Origin of the sequence: Tenacibaculum sp. ZH5_bin.1 (assembly GCF_042865525.1) — a bacterium.
Classification (GTDB): Bacteria; Bacteroidota; Bacteroidia; order Flavobacteriales; family Flavobacteriaceae; genus Polaribacter; species Polaribacter mesophilus.
Genome location: NZ_JBEGIO010000003.1, coordinates 21,347 through 40,939 on the forward strand (window position 1 = coordinate 21,347; position 19,593 = coordinate 40,939).

At 30.6% G+C, this 19,593-nt stretch carries 16 protein-coding genes and 2 tRNA genes; 3 read left to right on the forward strand and 15 right to left on the reverse strand.

Annotated elements, in window-relative coordinates:
- Window positions 1-5 precede the first annotated feature (5 nt).
- Entirely contained in the window at window positions 6-902 is an 897-nt protein-coding gene (locus ABHQ57_RS10315; protein WP_073184470.1) for a Ppx/GppA phosphatase family protein, read from the forward strand.
- Window positions 903-1,033: 131 nt separating this feature from the next.
- Here the strand turns inward: ABHQ57_RS10315 and ABHQ57_RS10320 are convergent, their stop codons facing one another.
- From ABHQ57_RS10320 to ABHQ57_RS10355, 8 genes are all read right to left on the reverse strand, one after another.
- Window positions 1,034-2,482 carry a DUF389 domain-containing protein gene (locus ABHQ57_RS10320; RefSeq protein WP_047790139.1) on the reverse strand — a complete coding sequence of 483 codons (1,449 nt, stop codon included), beginning with the start codon at window positions 2,480-2,482 and terminating at the stop codon, window positions 1,034-1,036.
- Window positions 2,483-2,632: 150 nt separating this feature from the next.
- Window positions 2,633-5,134 carry a toxin-antitoxin system YwqK family antitoxin gene (locus ABHQ57_RS10325; RefSeq protein WP_167714175.1) on the reverse strand — a complete coding sequence of 834 codons (2,502 nt, stop codon included), beginning with the start codon at window positions 5,132-5,134 and terminating at the stop codon, window positions 2,633-2,635.
- A gap of 213 nt (window positions 5,135-5,347) precedes the next feature.
- Window positions 5,348-6,460 (reverse strand): aminopeptidase C, encoded by a 1,113-nt coding sequence (locus ABHQ57_RS10330; protein WP_389863623.1) that lies wholly within the window; start codon window positions 6,458-6,460, stop codon window positions 5,348-5,350.
- Between the two features lie 70 nt (window positions 6,461-6,530).
- Window positions 6,531-8,930, reverse strand: coding sequence for a TonB-dependent receptor (locus tag ABHQ57_RS10335; RefSeq protein WP_167714176.1), 2,400 nt, complete (start codon window positions 8,928-8,930; stop codon window positions 6,531-6,533).
- A 114-nt stretch (window positions 8,931-9,044) separates the two neighbouring features.
- A tRNA-Tyr gene (locus ABHQ57_RS10340) sits at window positions 9,045-9,127 on the reverse strand.
- Window positions 9,128-9,174: 47 nt separating this feature from the next.
- Window positions 9,175-9,247 (reverse strand) — tRNA-Lys (locus ABHQ57_RS10345).
- A 133-nt stretch (window positions 9,248-9,380) separates the two neighbouring features.
- On the reverse strand, window positions 9,381-10,145 hold the full coding sequence (locus ABHQ57_RS10350; protein ID WP_047790135.1) for an ABC transporter ATP-binding protein: 765 nt from the start codon (window positions 10,143-10,145) through the stop codon (window positions 9,381-9,383).
- The gene (locus ABHQ57_RS10355) at window positions 10,145-10,885 is read right to left on the reverse strand and encodes an ABC transporter permease (protein WP_047790134.1); all 741 of its coding nucleotides are present in this window, start codon (window positions 10,883-10,885) and stop codon (window positions 10,145-10,147) included. Before ABHQ57_RS10355 ends, ABHQ57_RS10350 begins: the two co-directional genes overlap by 1 nt.
- A 119-nt stretch (window positions 10,886-11,004) precedes the next feature.
- On the opposite strand from ABHQ57_RS10355, the gene pafA reads away from it, so the two are divergent.
- Window positions 11,005-12,642, forward strand: coding sequence for an alkaline phosphatase PafA (pafA, locus tag ABHQ57_RS10360; RefSeq protein ID WP_167714177.1), 1,638 nt, complete (start codon window positions 11,005-11,007; stop codon window positions 12,640-12,642).
- Between the two features lie 119 nt (window positions 12,643-12,761).
- On the opposite strand, the gene ABHQ57_RS10365 is transcribed toward pafA, so the two are convergent.
- The 7 genes from ABHQ57_RS10365 to ABHQ57_RS10395 form a co-directional block, all read right to left on the reverse strand.
- Window positions 12,762-12,917, reverse strand: coding sequence for a YqaE/Pmp3 family membrane protein (locus ABHQ57_RS10365; RefSeq protein ID WP_073184478.1), 156 nt, complete (start codon window positions 12,915-12,917; stop codon window positions 12,762-12,764).
- Window positions 12,918-13,009: 92 nt separating this feature from the next.
- Window positions 13,010-13,675 (reverse strand): hypothetical protein, encoded by a 666-nt coding sequence (locus ABHQ57_RS10370; RefSeq protein WP_167714178.1) that lies wholly within the window; start codon window positions 13,673-13,675, stop codon window positions 13,010-13,012.
- Window positions 13,676-13,684: 9 nt separating this feature from the next.
- Window positions 13,685-13,807 carry a hypothetical protein gene (locus ABHQ57_RS10375; protein WP_262886546.1) on the reverse strand — a complete coding sequence of 41 codons (123 nt, stop codon included), beginning with the start codon at window positions 13,805-13,807 and terminating at the stop codon, window positions 13,685-13,687.
- 34 nt (window positions 13,808-13,841) lie between these two features.
- Entirely contained in the window at window positions 13,842-16,340 is a 2,499-nt protein-coding gene (locus tag ABHQ57_RS10380; protein ID WP_167714179.1) for a M14 family metallopeptidase, read from the reverse strand.
- Window positions 16,341-16,454: 114 nt separating this feature from the next.
- Entirely contained in the window at window positions 16,455-17,075 is a 621-nt protein-coding gene (locus tag ABHQ57_RS10385; protein ID WP_167714180.1) for a thioredoxin family protein, read from the reverse strand.
- A gap of 6 nt (window positions 17,076-17,081) precedes the next feature.
- Entirely contained in the window at window positions 17,082-17,594 is a 513-nt protein-coding gene (locus ABHQ57_RS10390; protein WP_167714181.1) for a TlpA disulfide reductase family protein, read from the reverse strand.
- Window positions 17,595-17,723: 129 nt separating this feature from the next.
- Window positions 17,724-18,512 carry a S1/P1 nuclease gene (locus ABHQ57_RS10395; protein ID WP_167714182.1) on the reverse strand — a complete coding sequence of 263 codons (789 nt, stop codon included), beginning with the start codon at window positions 18,510-18,512 and terminating at the stop codon, window positions 17,724-17,726.
- 122 nt (window positions 18,513-18,634) lie between these two features.
- Here ABHQ57_RS10395 and ABHQ57_RS10400 point away from each other — a divergent pair, with 122 nt between their 5' ends.
- Complete coding sequence (locus ABHQ57_RS10400; protein ID WP_073184482.1) at window positions 18,635-19,495, forward strand: SPFH domain-containing protein; 861 nt, start codon at window positions 18,635-18,637, stop codon at window positions 19,493-19,495.
- Window positions 19,496-19,593 lie beyond the last annotated feature (98 nt).

Consider the following 19,593-nt stretch of genomic DNA (forward strand, 5'->3'; position numbering starts at 1 on the left):
AGTACATTTTGAAGATAAAGAAGTACGGCGCTATTGATATAGGATCTAATGCAGTAAGGTTATTAGTAGCCAACGTTATTGAAGAAAAAAATAAAGAACCACAATTTAAAAAATCATCCTTAGTTCGTGTTCCTATTCGTTTAGGAGCGGACGCTTTTGTTTCTGGAAAAATATCAGAGGCGAATACTCAAAGAATGCTTGATGCAATGCAAGCCTTTAAATTAATCATGAAAATTCATGGTGTTGAAAAATACAAAGCCTGTGCTACCTCAGCAATGAGAGAAGCTGAAAATGGAGAAGAAGTTGCCGCTACTATTTTAGAAAATACTGATGTTAAGATTGATATTATTGACGGAAAAAAAGAAGCAGCTATAATTTCTTCAACAGATTTAAATCAATTAATAGAATCTGATGCTACTTACTTATATGTTGATGTTGGTGGGGGGAGTACAGAGTTTACTTTGTTTTCTAAAGGAAAAATTATTAACTCTAAATCTTTTAAAATAGGTACTGTACGTTTACTTAATAATACAAAACCTGAAAATAAAGCGCTTTTTAAAAAGGTTCAAAAATGGATTGAAGAAAATACTGGTGACTATAAACGTATTTCTTTAATTGGTTCTGGAGGAAATATTAATAAGCTATTTAAAATGTCTGGTAGAGATAGTGGTAAACCTATTTCATACATTTATCTTAATGCTCAGTACCAATTCTTAAAAAAGATGAGTTATCATGAACGAATCTCGGAATTAAGTTTAAACCCTGATAGGGCCGATGTAATTATTCCTGCTACAAAAATATACTTATCTGCCATGAAGTGGAGTGGTGCAAGAAAAATATATGTTCCTAAAATTGGGCTTTCTGACGGAATAATTAAAAGCCTATACTTTAATAAACTTTAGATTTACTATTACTTTTTATTTGTGACTCTTTTGGAATTGTAGTGTCTTAATAAGTATAAGTAATATTTTATTTACTATACTTCTCTAACAAGTAATCAAAAAAAACCGAGCTATTTGCTCGGTTTTTTATTTTAGTTTCTTCTTATTTGTACTTTGTCTGTTTTTAACTCTTTCTGTATCCAACTTCTCAGTTCGTTTTCATTTTTTACAAGAATAGAGTCCTTTAACTTTGCATTCCATTTTACTGATACTACTGTTGCTGTATCTACTTTTATAAAGTCGCTTGAAGATAGAACTTTAGCTAAACTCATTTCTTTTATATCATTGAATCTAATTTTTGCCTCTGTACTAATTTTACTAAAAGGAATTGAATTCTTATCTCTATATAAAGCTTGTTGTTCAATCGTTTGATTTAAATTAGATATGGTTCTTTTTAAATCATCAATCTCCATATGTAAACCTTTTATAACATTGTCTTTTTCATCTAATTCTTTTACAGCTCTATCATAAGCATCTACTACTCTATCAACACTTTTAGCTTTATTTTCATTTATAACTAAAGAATAAGAATCTATTTTAGGAAAAGCCTTTAATTCGTTACGTAAAAATGACTCTGTTGCATCACTTACATCACCATTAAAAAACAAGCTTATTGTTTTATCTTTAACTTCTAGTCTTTCACGCTGTAGCCATAAGTTAGGATTATCGTATACTTTTGCTTTTAAAAACCTTTTATAGTTTGCGTCTATTACACTCTCATTATACACTCCTACAAAAGTAAATACCGCTGGAACCATTACTAAAAAGGCTATAAAAGATGCTATTTGCGCTATTCTTTTACGTTTAGCTGAGTTTACATAACGAATCATAGTAAAACCTAACAGTTTTAATACTAAGAAAGTTGCTAAAGCGATAAAAATAGTATTAATTGTAAACAAGTACATCGCACCAAGAAAGTAGTCAAAATTACCTATTGCCAAACCATACCCTGCAGTACACAAAGGCGGCATTAAAGCTGTTGCAATTGCTACACCAAAGATTACAGAAGCAATTGTTCCTTTTTTGGTTCGTGCAATAATTAATGCTAAACCACCAAAAAAAGCTATTAATACATCTCGAATATCTGGTCTTACCCTACCTAATAACTCCGAAGTTTCTTCACGAAGTGGAAATATAAAGAAAAATAGAAATGCAGTTAATAAGCTCAATACAATCATAGTTGCTAAGTTTATTAACGATTTTCGTAATGTGTCAATATCATTAATAGCAATAGACATTCCTACTCCTAAAATAGGTCCCATTAGTGGAGATATTAACATGGCTCCAATTACTACTGCTGTTGAGTTTGCATTTAAACCAATAGATGCCACAAAAATAGAACAGATTAAAATCCAAGCTGTGGCTCCTTTAAAAGAAATATCACTTTTTATTGCTTCTATTGTTGCTTCTTGGTCTGTATCATCTCTAAAATCGAGTAACTCTAAAATAAACTTTTTTACTTTTTCCCATAAACCTTTTGCATCTTGCTGTATCGCTTGCTTCGATTGCTCCGCTGCTGCTTCTTGTTTATTTTCTTCCATAAATTCTAATTTTTGTTAACTTTGGAAAGATACGAAATTCAGTAATTAGTAAAGGCTAAAAAACTCTGAGAGACAAACTATTTTAGTTTACCTAAATAATTTCGTAACAAAGACTAATCTTTTTTAATAACCTCACTAAAAAAATTAAGGTTACTCTAAAATAAATAAATCGTTATTATAAACTATTTCTCTGATACCCAATTTATATGGTAATATTTGTTCAGAGTACTCTTTGTATAAGCTAGGGTTTATTTCTCCTGTAAAGAGTAGCTTTCCTTCCTCGTTATATGTTTGTATTGTTATAATTTCGTCTACTTTACTCATTTTTAAGTATACTTCAGATTGATATCTAGAGTTGGCTTTTAAATATACTATTCCTGTTACTAATTTACCTTTTGAGAAAACTGCAGTATATTTAGGTTTGTTTTTTTCATATTGAACAACTTCTCCTTCTAATTGGTTATTTAATTCCTTATACGTTAATAGCAGCTGGTTTTGCAAATTGTAAACAGTGGTACTCGTTTCTTTTTCTGATATATATTCGGTAATTATTTTTTGATTTTTATTTTGTTCTATTTTCTTTACTAGAGCACCATTTTTATATGTTTTTTTGGTTCCATAAAGGTCATTCTTTTGCCCTTCAAAAGGCTTTCCTTTCTTATATAATAATCGAGATATTTCTTTACCTTTTTCATCATAATAAATACTATATCCTTCTTTTTTATTTTCGTAATAATTTTCTTCTTTTTGTTTTTTACCTCTTTTATAATAAATAAAAGTTCCATGCTTTTTATCGTTTACGTAATTTCCAGTTTCCTTTAAAGTTTTTTCGTCGTATTCAAACTTTTTATAAACTCCTTCCTTCAATCCATTTTTTACATTTATTTCTATTCGATCTTTATAATCATACATAACCCCTGTAGGTTTTTGATTGGTAAAAGTCGCTTGCCCTATTAATTTTCCTTCTTTAGAGTAAAATTTAGCTTCCGAATTAACATCTATATCTTCTCTTAAAACATATTCATTATTCCTTGAGTTATATACTTTTTGATATCTTTTTGATTTTATAAGTTTTCCTTTATTTAACTCTTTAACTTCTTCTATTTGATCTGTTTTATAGAAATACTTGTATTCTGTTCCTGTTTTAGTTATAAAGTTATAATTAGCGATAACTTTTCCGCTTTTATCGTAATAAATTGCTGTTAACTTTTTTCTGTACGAATTAAGTTTATAGGTTACTTCACTTTTTTTTCCTCCATTAATATAGTAGCTAATGATTTTTGATAAACTTCCATCTTCGTAGAATCTTGTTTCTTTATAAAGAGCGTTATCTTCTTTATAATCATACTTTGTTCTTTCTACTACTTCTCCATCTTTAAAGCTCTCTTTTTCTGAAATTTTGTTTCGATAGTTTTTCTTATACAGAGTACCTTCAATAGGAGTTGGCGAGTAATAACCTGCTTCTAAAGCTCTAGAGTTATAATAACCTTCTTTTAGCTTTACTTTTAGTCTTCCTAACTTCTTTCCTGAAATATCATAATAGGTAATTTCCGAATTTTTTAAATGCGAAAATACCAATGTAGTATCTTTATAATATTCAACTACTTCTTCTGCTATTCCATTTTTGTAAGTAATATCTTGTTTATTACCTCCTTTATTTTTTACAACTCTACCTTCTAATTTATCATTTATTTGTTCTAACACCCCTATTTGAGTACCTTGATCATCGTAGCTTATTACCTTAACAAGGTTCCTTTTATCTCCAAATTCTTCTTTTTTAATTAGAATACCTTGTTTGTTAAATGTTTCAACCTTTTTTAATTTTCCTTTTTCATAAGTATTTATTTTTTTTACCACTGCTGTCTTGGTGAAAAAAAACAAGTATTTCTTTCCTTCATAAGGAGTTTTATAATTTAATTCTTCTTCATACTTGTATTGTATAGCCCCTAACTTGGTGTTTTGTTCATCATAAAATGTTTCTGTTAAAGTACTTTTATTAAAACGATTACGAGTAATTCCATTATGATAAAAGTATTGTGTAAAAACTGGATTTCCTTGTTCATATTCTGCAATATATTTAACACGCATTGGGTTATAATAATAGCTTACTTTTTTCCCATCTCTATATGCTCTTTTATCATAAGTTATCTGTCCTATTTTTTTTCCTTTTTTACCATAATATATTTCTTTAGTTATTTTTCCTTTATCATAGTAATACTCATAACGAATATCATTTTTATCTCCTTCAAAAAATATTCTTTTTGTTATTTTTCCATTCTCGTAGGTAACCTCTTCGATTGCTATAGTCGTTTTTTTGTCTTTACTTTCTGTATAATAAGTAGATATTCCTTTTAGTTGCTTATCATCAAAACTCATTTTCTTTATAAGTTTTCCTTCTTTAGTATACCAAAAGGCTTGTTGCAAATAAATACTATCTTTATACTTAGAAAGTCCTGTCATTTGTAATGTACCATCTATATAAAAGTCATTAACACGATATAGTTTTCCCTCCTTTTGTATAGGGTTTCTATAAAAAGAAGCATTTTCTTTATTGGTTTCTTTCCAGTTTTTATCTAACCAAAGTGTGTCTTTTTGAGCTTTAGCTATAGTTATACAACACAATAATAAAGCAATTGTAAAAAAGGATTTCATATATTAATTTTATATGTTTTTAATTTAAATGTTAGTTGTGACGTGCAACATTTTTTTTGAGTTTCAAAAATACAGTAATTTCAGAACGTTATTAAAATATACGTAAACCATATTTAGTTACAAATCCAAAAATATAGGGCTTTTGAGTATTACCAAAAGCCCTATATTTATTATTGAAGTTCTACTAATTTTTATAGTAATGTTTAAAAACTATTAAATCTTTAACTTACTTTTTAAATTCGGTGAAACTGCATCTTTATGTAATAAAACAGATATTGTTTTCAATTTAAAATAAGGAACTGACATATATACATACCCCTGATTTCCTTGATTTTTACCCCAAGAGTTCTTTACTTTAAAATAGGTATTTCCTTTTTGATCTTTTACCAAACCTACAATATGCATTAAGTGATCGTCCGTTGTATTAAAGTTTTCAAATTCTGCTTGACGTAAACTTGGTGTAACAGTTCTTTCTTCAACTATTTCTGTTAGTGCTTTTTCATTTTCTGTGCTACTTGCAGGAATTATTGCTACTCCATTTTTTGATGAAAATGTTTTTTCTGAAACATCACAGTCTAACTCTACGGTGTATCCTTTTTTAATTGCGTTTTCTGTTACTGCAACTAATTCATCTAAAGAAACATTATAAAATGCTCCGTTTGAAAAATTATCTGGAATATTTAAGATGAATTGATCATATTTTTTTGCATGCTCAAAAGAACTAATCGTTACATAGTTTGAAGGATCTATTTTTACATACTCTGCAAACGTTTTAGGAGTATATTTTTTTCCTTCAAAAGTAAATTCCTTTTTATTTTTTCCTAAGTATACATCCAAAACACTTTCTACTGATTGCTTCCACTTTGGACTTAATTCTCCTGCTGGATTTTTGATATAAGCATCCAACATCGATTTTAACACCGTAATCATTTCAGCGTGATTATGTTTATCTTGTCCTAAATCTAAACCAGTAAAAACTTGCTCAGGTACTAATCCGTATTTTTCTACAGAATTAATAACATCATGTGCCAAACCTCCTTCACTAAATTGTGCTTTTCCTTGGCGGTATAAGTAATTATTTGCTTTATCTGAATACGTGTTACGAACCGTATACATCTCAGATAAATCAATGTTTTTACCTATCAATCTAATAATTTCTGATTCTAAAAAAGAGGTTGTAGAAAAGCTCCAACATGTTCCTGTTCTTCCTTGGCTTTTAACTTCAGTATCTTCAATGTCTTTTACTGTTGAAAACTGATACTTTTGTGCTGAAGTTGAAGTTATACTTAAAAAAGTAAATGCTGCTCCTAATAGAATTTTTTTCATATTTAAAAATCTTATGATAATTTAAGCAAGCAATTTACTCTTTTTAAAAGACTATTAAACTTCAAAACTGTTAAAAATCTACAATAACACCTATACGAGGTAAGGCTCTACCTGTTGTACTTTCTATTTCTTCTAGTAAATATCTTGAACTATCGTTAGGATCGGTCACTCTTCTATTTCCATCTTCAATAGGTAATAAAAATGGTTGCTGTTTAGAGCTACTAGCATATATATTTTGAACATCTAAATACAAGTTAATAGCCGCTTTTTTTAAGAACCATGTTTTATCTACACGTATATCTAATTGTGTATACGTATCTAATCTTTCTGTGTTTAGTTTGGTATAATCTAAAATTCCGCCGTTTTGCACATCGTAATTATCTTTTAAAGAAGAAGCGTCTAAATCATATGGCGTATAAGGTTTACCACCAACTAATCGAAATTTCGTTCCTATTTCCCAGTTTCTGTTTAGTTTTTTTCCTGCTGTAATTGTTAGTAAGTGTTTATTATCCCAAGTTGAGGGAATATAGGCTCCTTGTGCATCTTTAAATTCACTTCTCACAAAAGTATACGACGCTATTCCGTACAATCCACTATACGATTTCTTTTGTGCTAACAACTCAAAACCATATGCTCTACCCTCAGAGGTTGAACTTACTGCTTCGTTTCCTATAATACCAAAATCAGCACCTAAGTTTGCTAGACTTATTTGGTTTCTTATTGAAAATGGATAGTTTTTATATCCTTTATAAAACCCTTCAAAAGTTATTTTTGAACTTGTATCAGGCTTATAACTCAATCCACTTACAAAATGATCTGATTGTATGTACTTCAATCCATTTTTATTCTCAAACTCTCCTATATCATTTTTATATCCTAATACTGTATACGATGGTAATTGATAATAACGACCTACTGAAGAACTCACCGTCCATTTTTCAGATAAATTATAACTTAACGACAATCGTGGTGAAAATTGGTTAAATGGATTTTTCATTTCTGAATTGTAATCAATCCCGTCCATTCTAAAACCAAAAGAAACTCCTAACTTTTCATCTAAATATCTTTTTGATACTTGTCCGAAAACTCCATATTTCACAAAGTCTATGGCTGAATTAAAATTATAAATAATAACTCCATCTGAATTAGCATTTTTTTGATAATTACTATTCGTATACCTCGCTGTTTCTAAATTAAAACCTAAGTTAAAATCAATTTTGTTAACAGTTTCAAAGCTATTTTCATATCGTAATTTATTTTCTATTTCTTTAGATGAATAATCTAACAATAAGTTTGCTGGTATTTCTTCATTTAAAAAGTACTTTACTGCCTTGTTTTTCCATTCATTTCTACTTAATACAACTAAGTGTGTCGAGTTTGGAGCAAAGTACTTATAACTGGCTCCTACCGTATAATTCCATTGACTGTTTACGGGAACAGAGTTTAAAATAACTTTATTTCTCTTTATCGTTTCTAAATCTGTTTCACCATCATTTACCTCTTTATTAATTTCAAAATCATCAATAGCACCCAAAGCAACTATTGATAATTCACTGTTTTTTGATAATTGCGATTTAACATTCACTTGAAAATCGCTGTATGTTGGTAAAAAAGGAAGTTTTATCAACTTAAATAAAAACTGTAAATACGATTGTCGAGCAGAAAACATAAAGGTTGTGTTCTTTCCTAATGGACCATCTAAGGTAATTCCTGCGTCCGAAGTTCCAATAGTTGCCCTTGTATTTAGTGAATTTGGGTTTCCTCTTTTTTGAGTAAACTCTATAACAGAACTTAAAGAGTTACCCCTATTAGCAGGAAAAGCACTTGAATAAAAATCTACCTTACGAATTAAATCTGCATTCATAATTCCAACTGGTCCACCAGTTGCTCCTTGTGTTTGGAAGTGGTTTATTACTGGAACTTCAATTCCATCTAAATAAAACTTATTTTCAGAAGTTGCTCCTCCTCTAATAATAATATCATTTCTAAATCCAGGATTAGAAGCTACTCCTGGAAAAGACTGAATAACCTTTAAGACATCTCTATTACCTCCTGGGTTCTTTTCTATTTCTGCTATACCCAAACTTTGAAGCGATAAAGGGCTATCTACAGACTCTTTAAATAGTGGTGCTTGTATTTGAACTTCTTTTAACTGTGTTGCATCTTCAATTAACTCCAAGGTTATATATGGCGAATTATCTTTAGTAACTAAATACTCGTCAGAAATTAACGTTTTATAACCTACAAACGATGCTTGTATTTTATTGTACCCTAAAGGAACATTACTCAATACAAACTCTCCATTTTCATTTGAAACTGTTCCTATTTCTGTTCCGTATACTAAAATATTTACAAAAGGAAGCACTTCTCTTGTTTTAGAATCAATAACCTTCCCTGAAATTTCCCCGCTATTTTGAGATACAACAGCGAAAGACTGAAGTAAAACTAAGAATATCAACACTTTTTTCATATCAAAATATTTAAGATTTAACAAAAATATACATTATGTTTAACAAAAAACAAAAAATATTAAACAACATAATTATACAAACAAAAAAACTCAATCGATATGATTGAGTTTTCGTGGGGAGAGCAGGATTCGAACCTGCGAAGTCGTAAGACAACGGAGTTACAGTCCGTCCCATTTGGCCGCTCTGGAATCTCCCCAAAGCTTTTTAAAAAAAGCTTCTCATTTATTAAGAGAAGCTTTATAGTGACCGGGCTGGGGCTCGAACCCAGGACCCTCTCCTTAAAAGGGAGATGCTCTACCAACTGAGCTACCCGGTCATTTTTTGCTTTTGCTATTCTGCGTTTGCGGGTGCAAATATAGAAGCTTTTATTGTTCCCACAAACATTTTTTAGAAGTTTTTTTGAAAATTTTTTAATGTTTTTTGTTACCTATTAATTAACAGAAAGTTACCTAAACATCATTTAAGTATGCTTTTCTTACTTTTTTAAATAAATTAGATGAATACACAAAATCTACCACTGCTTCATTATCTGTTTTGAAGATTTCTTTATGTGATCCTTCCCATGCTTTGACTCCATTTTTTAGAAAAACAATCTTATCTCCTATTTCCATCACCGAATTCATATCATGTGTATTTATTACTGTAGTAATTTTATACTCATCGGTAATTTCTTGAATTAGGTTATCTATAACAATAGACGTTTGCGGATCTAAACCTGAGTTAGGCTCATCACAAAACAAATATTTAGGCTTCATTACAATTGCACGGGCAATTGCTACACGTTTTTGCATTCCTCCAGATAATTCAGCAGGAAACTTTTTATTTGAATTTTCTAAGTTTACACGGTTCAACACAAAATTCACCCTGTCTAGCATTTCACTTTCGGGTTGTTTGGTAAACATTTTTAAAGGAAACATTATATTCTCTTCTACTGTTTGAGAATCAAACAAGGCACTTCCTTGAAATACCATTCCTAATTCTTGACGAAATTGACGTTTATCTTCTATCGTCATATCAGTATTCGCAAGTCCATCATAAACAATGGTTCCTTGCTCTGGTGTGTGTAAGCCAATTAATGATTTTAAAAATACTGTTTTACCTGAACCACTCTGACCAATAATTAAACTTGTTTCTCCTGGTTTAAATGAAGTTGTTATCCCCTTTAAAATCTCAACACCATTAAATCCTTTGTGTAAATTGTTTACTTCTATCATTAGGTTAATAACATTTGAGTTAAGAAATAGTTCGCTATAACAATAAGCACTGTAGTCCAAACTACAGACTGTGTACTTGCTTTTCCAACTTCTAATGAACCTCCTTTTACATAATATCCATGATAGGAAGGCACTGTGGCAATTAAAAAAGCAAAAACCACTGTTTTTATCAACGCATAGGTTATAAGAAACGGATCAAAATCTAATTGAACTCCTGCTATATAATCTGCTCCAGAAAACAAACCCGATAATACCCCTGCCATCCATCCGCCAAAAATTCCTAAAAACATTCCTAGAATTATTAAAAACGGATAAAAGAAAACTGTAGCTATTATTTTAGGAAGCACTAAATAGTTTAATGAGTTAATTCCCATCACCTCAAGTGCATCAATTTGCTCTGTAACACGCATAGTTCCAATACTTGAAGTTATATACGAGCCTACTTTACCTGCTAAAATAATAGAACAAAATGTAGGTGCAAACTCTAAAATTACTGATCGTTTTGCTGCAAAACCAATCAACGATTTTGGTATAAACGGACTTTCTAAGTTTAACGCAGTTTGTAAGGCAATTACTCCTCCAATAAAAAACGATATAAAAGCTATAATTCCTATCGACTTATGCCCTAACTCATCTACTTCTCTAAACAAAGCTTCCCGAAATACTCTTGCTCTTTGTGGCTTTGAAAAAACCTGTTTTAGCATTGAAAAGTATTTACCTATATGCTCAATGTAATTCATTAAATGAAATATATTTTTTCTTTTTGCTAAAGTATTAAAAAACCATTAACTCATCGCCTTATTTATAAGTTTTAGCTTGCTTTTTATGTACCTTTGAGTTTTAATTTTCAAAAAACAAAATGAGAAAAATAGCTTTTTTAGCAGCTATAATATGTTTAACCAGCTGCTCTGTTAATAAAAAAACAAATACTCAAAAACCAAAACTAGTAGTTGGTGTTGTTATTGACCAAATGCGTTACGATTACCTTACTCGTTTTGCTAATAGATATGGGAACGACGGTTTTAAACGTTTACTTAGAGAAGGATACTCTTTAGAAAACGCTCATTACAATTATATTCCTACTTACACTGCTGTAGGGCATACTTCTATTTACACAGGAACAACGCCTACTAATCATGGAATTATTAGCAACCATTGGTATGATAAATATTTAAAGAAAACTATTTATTGTGTTGATGATAATAACTACAACACTGTTGGTAATAACGGTGAAGGAGGTAAAAAGTCTCCTTACAGAATGTTAACTACTACAGTAACCGATCAGTTGAAACTAGCTCAAAACATGAATGGTAAAACTATTGGTATTGCCATAAAAGATCGTTCTGCTATTTTACCTGCAGGACACACAGCTAACGCTGCTTATTGGTTTGACGGTGGTGATAAAGGGCAATGGATTTCTTCTTCTTTTTACTTAAATGAATTACCTACTTGGGTACAAGAGTTCAATGCTTCAGGGAAAGCTGATGAATATTTAAGTAAACCATGGGAAACTTTATATGATATTAGTACGTATACCCAAAGTATTGATGATGATAATAACTTTGAAGTAACTTTCAAAGGGGAGGAAAAGCCAGTTTTTCCGCACGACATTCCAACGTTAAGAAAGAGTAATAATAATTACAGTATAATAAAAGGGATTCCTGCTGGTAATTCTATCACAACTGATTTTGCTAAAGCGGCTATTATTGGTGAAAACTTAGGAAAATCTGAGTACACCGACTTTTTAGCGGTTAGTTATTCTTCAACCGATTATGTTGGACATCAGTTTGGAGTTGCTTCTAAAGAAATTGAAGACACTTATTTACGTTTAGATCAAGATTTAGCAGAGTTATTTAAGTTTTTAGACACACAGGTTGGAAAAGGTAATTACACTTTATTCTTAACTGCTGATCATGCTGCTGTACAAGTTCCTTCATACTTAGAATCTTTAAAAATACCCGCTGGTTATGTAAAGCCTGTTGCTTTTAAAAACTTTTTAAATGAGGTTACATTAAAGCATTTTAAATCTGATGAAATCATTGAAAATGTTTCTAACTTCCAAGTTTTCTTAAATAAAGATAAGATTAGAGAGTTAAACCTTAACTATGAAAATGTAGCACAAACCATAGCGGATGAAGCTATTAATCATAAAAAGATATACAAATCGGTAACTGCTAGAACCATGCAAACCACAACGTTTACTAACGGAATTTTACATGTATTACAAAACGGTTACAATCAAAAGTTTTCGGGTGATGTTATTTTAATACCTAATCCGTCAACTATTGCTAGTAGTTCAAAAAAAGGGACTACGCATGGTTCTGGATACTCGTACGATACACACATTCCGATGATTTTTTATGGAAACGGAATTAAGCAAGGTGTTTCTAAAAAGAAATATGAAATTGTAGATATCGCTCCAACCATCTCTAATTTATTACAGATAGAATTCCCTAACGGATGTTCTGGAAAGATTATTGAAGAAGTTCTTGAATAGGAAACTTAGAAATGAGAAACTAGAGAATAGACCATAAAAAAACTCCAATTTGATTTCATCAAATTGGAGTTTTTTCATTGATACATTTTCAAATTACCAAATTGCTACATTACACAAAACTAATTTGGATTGTTTAATATAATTAGCGCTGCAATAACTCCTGGAACCCATCCACAAAGTGTTAATAAAAACACTATTATAATTGATCCACAACCTTTACCTATCACTGCTAACGGTGGAAAAAATATTGCTAATAAAACTCTTAATAAACTCATAGTACTTTTTTTGTTAGTATACTTAAAAGACGAGTTAATTAGAATTTTGTTACACTTATTGAATCATTATAAACATATCTCTTAAATAAATCTTAACTATTTTTCATTTGTTTATATTCAAAAGCTCGAATCATATTGTGTGTTATAGGAAAAAAACTACCACAACTTACACCTACCTTTTCTAACTCTTCTTTTATTGCTTCACTTATATAAATCGTATTTGAGATACCCCATAATACATCATAATCGTGTTTATATACTTTATTAAGAAAATCTAACCCATTACGTTTTTCTTTCATTTCTCCGTTAGCTATTTTTTCTGTATAACTACCTAAAAAAGAATCTCCTTCCCCAAAAGTTATTTCATTGTAGCTTTCTAAACTATTTACCACGCCTTCAGGGTGAATTTTTACCTGTATTTTGTTATACTGAAAATCTCTTTTGTATTCTACAAAAGTACATTTAAGATAATCTACATAATCATCACCATATAGACCCTCTCCTGTCATATGAAACAAATAATAATCATCTCTTGTTTCCTTATACCGTTTGCAATAGACTTCGGTAGGATAAAAACGATGTGGTGGTAGGTTGTATTTTTCTAACACCTCTTTTACTTTTCCTGTCATTAACATAAAAGCCCCAGCTTTATGAGTTAATCCTCCTATAGTAAAATCGTTAGACCATTCTATAACATCCATAAAGGTAGTTTCTCCTTTCCATAAAGATAAATCGTGGTAGGCATCTACCAAATCCATTTTTACAGGTTAGTTTTCTTCCTGTACCCATTCTTCATTATCTATAGGTATAAATACTTTGCGTAATTGCTTTCCTTGTTGTAACACTGCTTTCCATTGAAATGTGTTAACATAAAATTCAAAAAACTGCATATTTATAGTTTAATCTAACATTTGTAATAATTCTCTACATCAACTTTCCAAAGAAAATAGCATTCATCAATAGTTTATTCGTTCCAAACCAAAAACCTCTAAAATTGGTATTGTCTGTAAAAACGATTACCCTTCCACTACCTAAGCGTCCTGCTTTAAATGGAACGGTGTTTTTCAATTCCTTTAAATTCTCCTTTGAAATATAACCACTCAATAACGGATTATTGGTGTACTGAATTGGGTTGTTATAACTCTTCGCGTCTGCTTGAATGAATTGCTTAGTATTTCTAAATAATGCTATTTTTTCATTCTTGTATCCAAAATTGATTGGGTGAGAACGATCAATCTTTGCTTCAAAAATAGCACCTCCAATTACTTGCGCTCCAAATTGTAACGAACGATTTTCAAATGACACATTATTTATAGAATCAATTTTAGTCTTATTAAATTTCACTTTAATAAATCCTTTTTTTGACAACCAGTTTACTGCATTTCTATATCCGATTAGCACTCCTCCATTACGTACCCATACTTTTAGTTTCTCTACTAAATTCTTATCAATAGATCGACTATTCGGAACAATAATCGTCGTATACTTATCAAGATTTACTCTCGAAGCATAATCGGTATCTAGCTTCGTTAGTTTCATATCGTAACGTTGATCTAATAAATGCCAAATTTCTCCTGCATCATAACTTGTTACTCCTTTTCCAACCAACATCGCTACTTTTTGCTTTTTTACAGCTTCAAAGTTTCTACTTCCTAAATCAATTCCTTCATTTAATCCTGTAGACACACCTTTAATTTCAATATAATTTTCATTGGCTACTTTTCCTAAGAAATCGAACAACTCATTTCCATTTAATTTTTGATTTTGAGCTGGAATAAAAATAGTTCCGTAATCATACGAATTACCATCGTTTACAAACTCTTTCATCGCTACCTTCGCTCGCAATCCTTTTTCTAAAATCGTATTTAACGCTTTAGGTGTACTATACTCATTCCAAGAAAATAAGTAGCCTACACTACTTTTTTGTTGAATTGTTCCTTGTTTTGGTTGTAATTGAGTCACCTCAGCTCCTGCTTTCGATAATGATACATTATCAGCTAAATCAACTCCAAATGCATAATTAAAGGTCCAAGCAGATACATCATAAAACAAACTATCTTTAAATGTAGTTCGTACATCAAACATTGCTTTTATCAACCTGTGATTTTTTTGGTTCATAGGTACTACGTAGCTATACCCTTTTTTGAAACGTTTTCCATTCGATGTAAAATCTTCTTTTAACTTGTGGAGTTTTATTTGATGACGTTGTAAAACCTCAGCTAAGTGATTTGTTTTCGTCGCATCTTTTTTATCACCAAATACTATCGCTTTGTTTGTTTCTGAGCTTCTTGAATTTTTATAAAAATCTTGTTGATACTGTAAGATTTTAGTTCGCATATTTTTAGCAGCTTCTAGTGTTGACAATGCTGCTGTAAACTGGTTTCGAATGGTAAACGGAAAGGTTAAAACTCCGTTTTCACTTTCTTGTGCATGTCCACGAGAACTTCCTTGTTCAAACAAAATTCCGATTCCTCCATTAATATCTGGAAAAGTTGACCCTTTTCCGTAGTAAAAATCATCAAAACTTTCCTCTGAATAATAGGTTGAACCTATTTTATCGAATGCTTTTGCGTGATAGGTTGCTATTTCTTTAGTTAACTCCTGATTCATCTTTGGAGTTAATGGATTTGTTCTACTCGGAATTCCTGGTTGGAAAAAAAAGGTAGAATTTGTTCCCATTTCATGATGATCGGTTAAAATATTAGGCAACCACTTGTGGAATGTTTTAATTCGTGCTCTACTCTCAGGTAATTGAACTGGCAACCAATCACGATTCATATCAAACCAATAATGATTAGTTCTTCCCCCAGGCCAAACCTCATAATATTCTCTATCATTCGGATCAGGATTAATATTATTTGCCTTATTTGTATTTGCCCAATATGCAAAACGTTGTAAACCATCTGGGTTCATTGCTGGATCAAAAAGTATTACTGAGTTATTTAATAATTCCTCTATTTTTTGCCCTTCTGCTGCTGCTAAATAATACGCTGCTGCCAAGGCTGCATTTGAACCACTTGCTTCATTTCCGTGAATTGAAAACCCTTGGTATACCACAATTGGACTATTAGAAACATCTATAGAAGCATCGTTTGTTGCTTTTATATGATTTTCTCGTATTTCTTCTAAATTTTGATGGTTTTTAGAGGAAGTAATTGTTAGCAATACTAAAGGTCTTCCTTCATAAGTTGTTCCTCTGTTTTCAAGCACTACTCTATCTGAAGCATTCGCAAGTGCTTTCATATATTCTACCAACTTATCATGTGTAACATGCCACTCTCCTACTTCATGTCCTAAAACAGATTTTGGAGTGGGAATATTGGAGTTATAAGAAACATTTTTTGGCAAGTAATAATTCAAATCGATAGTTTGAGCCGTTACTGTTGCACTAACAAACAGTAGTGATAGTAATAATTTCTTCATTATTTTCTTGGTTTCATTTTGCGATTGGTTATAAAATTAGGTAATTAATAGCACTAATAGACAAAATCCCGCATAAACCGCGGGATTTATTAGTTTTAAATATTTAACTGTTAATTATCTGTTTCTTTTATCTTTAATAGAGCAACCTATTGCTCTTGTATCAGTTTTTGTTGGTTTTTCTCCTTTTATCAAAGCATCTACAGCATTTTCAACAAAACGTTCTTTTACATTGTTTTCATCTCGAGAATTATCGTCAATAGCTCCAATATATTCTACAATTAATTTTTTATTTACTTTATTTAAAATATAAACATGTGGGGTTCTTGTTGCTCCATATTTAGGATATACTTTCTGCCCTTCATCAAATAGATAAGGAAATGTAAATCCTTTTTCTTTAGCTCGTACTTTCATTGCTTCAAAACTATCTCCTTTCGATACCTCTGGGTCATTCGGATTAATAGCTATTACAGGAAATCCTTTTTGTTTATACTTTTTATCTAAAGCTATTAACCTATCTTCATTAGCTACAGAATACGGACACATATTACATGTAAACACAACAATAAATCCTTTTGCGTCTTTATAATCTGCCAAAGAAACCATTTTATCATCTATATTTTTTAATGTAAAATCAGAAGCTTCATCTCCTACTTTATAACCTCTAGAGTTATTACTAGTAAATGCTGAAATAGATGCCACCACCAATAACATCAATATTATTTTAATTGTCTTCATAATTATTTAGTTTAAAAAGGTTTGTAATTCGTTTTGTAACTCTACATAGCTAAAAGTTCGTTCATAAAATTTTCTCTTTTGCCTATTGTAAATTAGGGTTGCTGGTATTGAACCTGACCAGCTTTCTGCAATATCTCTAATCCAAAACTGCTCATTTGAATCTTCAAAATGAAGTATTTTAGATTGTAGTTTTTTCTTTTTGATAAATGGTATCAAATTCGTTTCTATTTGCTTAGAAAAATCTAAACTTACCAAAACAACTTCAACATTTTTATCTTTATATTTCTTATGAAGTTTTTCAAAAGCAGGTAACTCTTTTACACAAGGCATACACCATGTAGCCCAAAAATTAACTACATAAGTTTTATCATTGCTTTTATGTAAAAATGGTTTTAACTCTTCGTAATTTAACGTAATAATTTTAACATTTTTAGATGTGTCCTTTACCTGAGCTTGGGCTGTTATTCCACTAAAAAAAGCGGTTATTATAAGTATGAGTAAGAATTTACTTCTATGCATTTTAAAACGATTTCTCTCAAAATTAACTGTTTATCGTATTAAAAAGATAGAATTAACTAAATATTAACAAGAAAAAAGCTCGGAAAATATATTTCCAAGCTCTTCATTTTATCACTGTATTTTGTTGTATTAACAAAAAATTTCATTTAGTAATTTGGCTAAACGCAAACCTCCTTTTTGTAACTGTTCTCTCACTACAGGAAAGTATACATACGAATAACGGTAACGTAAATTCTCTCCTACTTCAGCAGATTTATATACTTCTTTAGTGATCTTATGTGTATCATGTAACCAATCTACAACAGTTCCTTTTTGAATTACTTTGATTTGTTCTTTAGATAAATCTCTTTCATTATCAGCTAATTCAACATAACTCATGTCCCATTTATTAATTAAATCTTCATCCCAAACTCTGTGTAAATTAGAGCCTTTTCCATGCCACTGAACCTGAATTTTATTACCTCCTAAATCTTCTTTTTGCCCAACATGCATCGGTTGATGTAAATCACCTACCAAGTGTACTAGCATTTTTAAGTAAAAACGTTTGTCTTCAATTGAACTATTTTCATCCTTTAACACTTTTATACATTGCTCTATACCAGTAATCATATCTCCTTTCGGATTTTTTTCGGTATCTTCATAACGAGCATCTAACGGCATGTTTACATAATGCCAAGTATAAAACTTTCCATATTTCTTTCTATCAGATTTTATTTCATCTGCAAAAGTAGATACAAATGCTAAGCTCTCACCTTGTAGTAATTTTTCAATTTTCTTTCTAGCTTTCTTAGTCAAATGTTTTTCTGCAATTTTTCCAGTAGCTCTGTGACCTGTTGGCCCCCAAACATCTTCGTTATTAGCTATTGATGAAATACTCACTAACAATGCAACTAGTACTATTAAAAATTTTGTTTTCATGAATGGTTTAAATTATAATCGGAAGCTAAATTATAAAATATAATCATCAAAAATTTGGATTTAACAAAATTTAATTTATATCTTTATGATATCATTTTAACATCAATTTAATTAAAACAAATATGAAGGCAGAAAAAATTATCAAACCAGCAAATGGGTACCTAATGTTTTTTATTGTACTTATTCTTTTTATTGGCGGAATCGCATTAGCCGTTAAAACAGAAAATCCAATATTTATATTAATGTCTGTAATAGCATTTATTTTAGCATTGGGCTTTATTTTAGTAAACCCTAATTCTTCAAAAGTTCTATTATTCTTTGGTAAATATGTAGGTACTGTGAAGCAAAATGGTTTATACTGGGCAAATCCATTATACAAAAAGAAAACTGTTTCGTTAAGAGCTAGTAATTTTGATAGTGAGCGTTTAAAGGTTAATGATAAACTAGGAAACCCGGTAATGATAAGTACTATTTTAGTTTGGAGAGTTACCGAAACCTATAAGGCTGCTTTTGATGTTGATAATTATGAGAATTTTGTTCGTGTACAAACAGATGCTGCTGTACGAAAACTAGCTAGTATGTATCCATACGACAATTTCGCAGATGAGGGACACGAAGAAGATATTACACTACGTTCTAGTGTAAATGAAGTAAGTGAAGCTTTGGAAAAAGAATTAGAAGAACGATTAGCCATTGCAGGTATTGAGGTTTTAGAAGCACGAATTGGTTATTTAGCCTATGCACAAGAAATTGCAAGTGCCATGTTAAAGCGTCAACAAGCTACAGCCATCGTTGCTGCTCGACATAAAATTGTACAAGGTGCTGTTGATATGGTGGACATGGCTTTAGAAGAACTAAACAAAAAAGAAATTGTGGAGTTAGACGAAGAACGTAAAGCTGCGATGGTTAGTAACTTATTAGTTATTTTATGTGGAGATAAAGAAGCGTCTCCTGTGGTAAATGCTGGTACTTTAAACCATTAAGTTATCTATACAAAATCAATTAACGTGACACAAATTATAACCACCATTATAGTATATATCTTAATTTTTATGAGCTCTTTACTATAAACTAAAAGAAT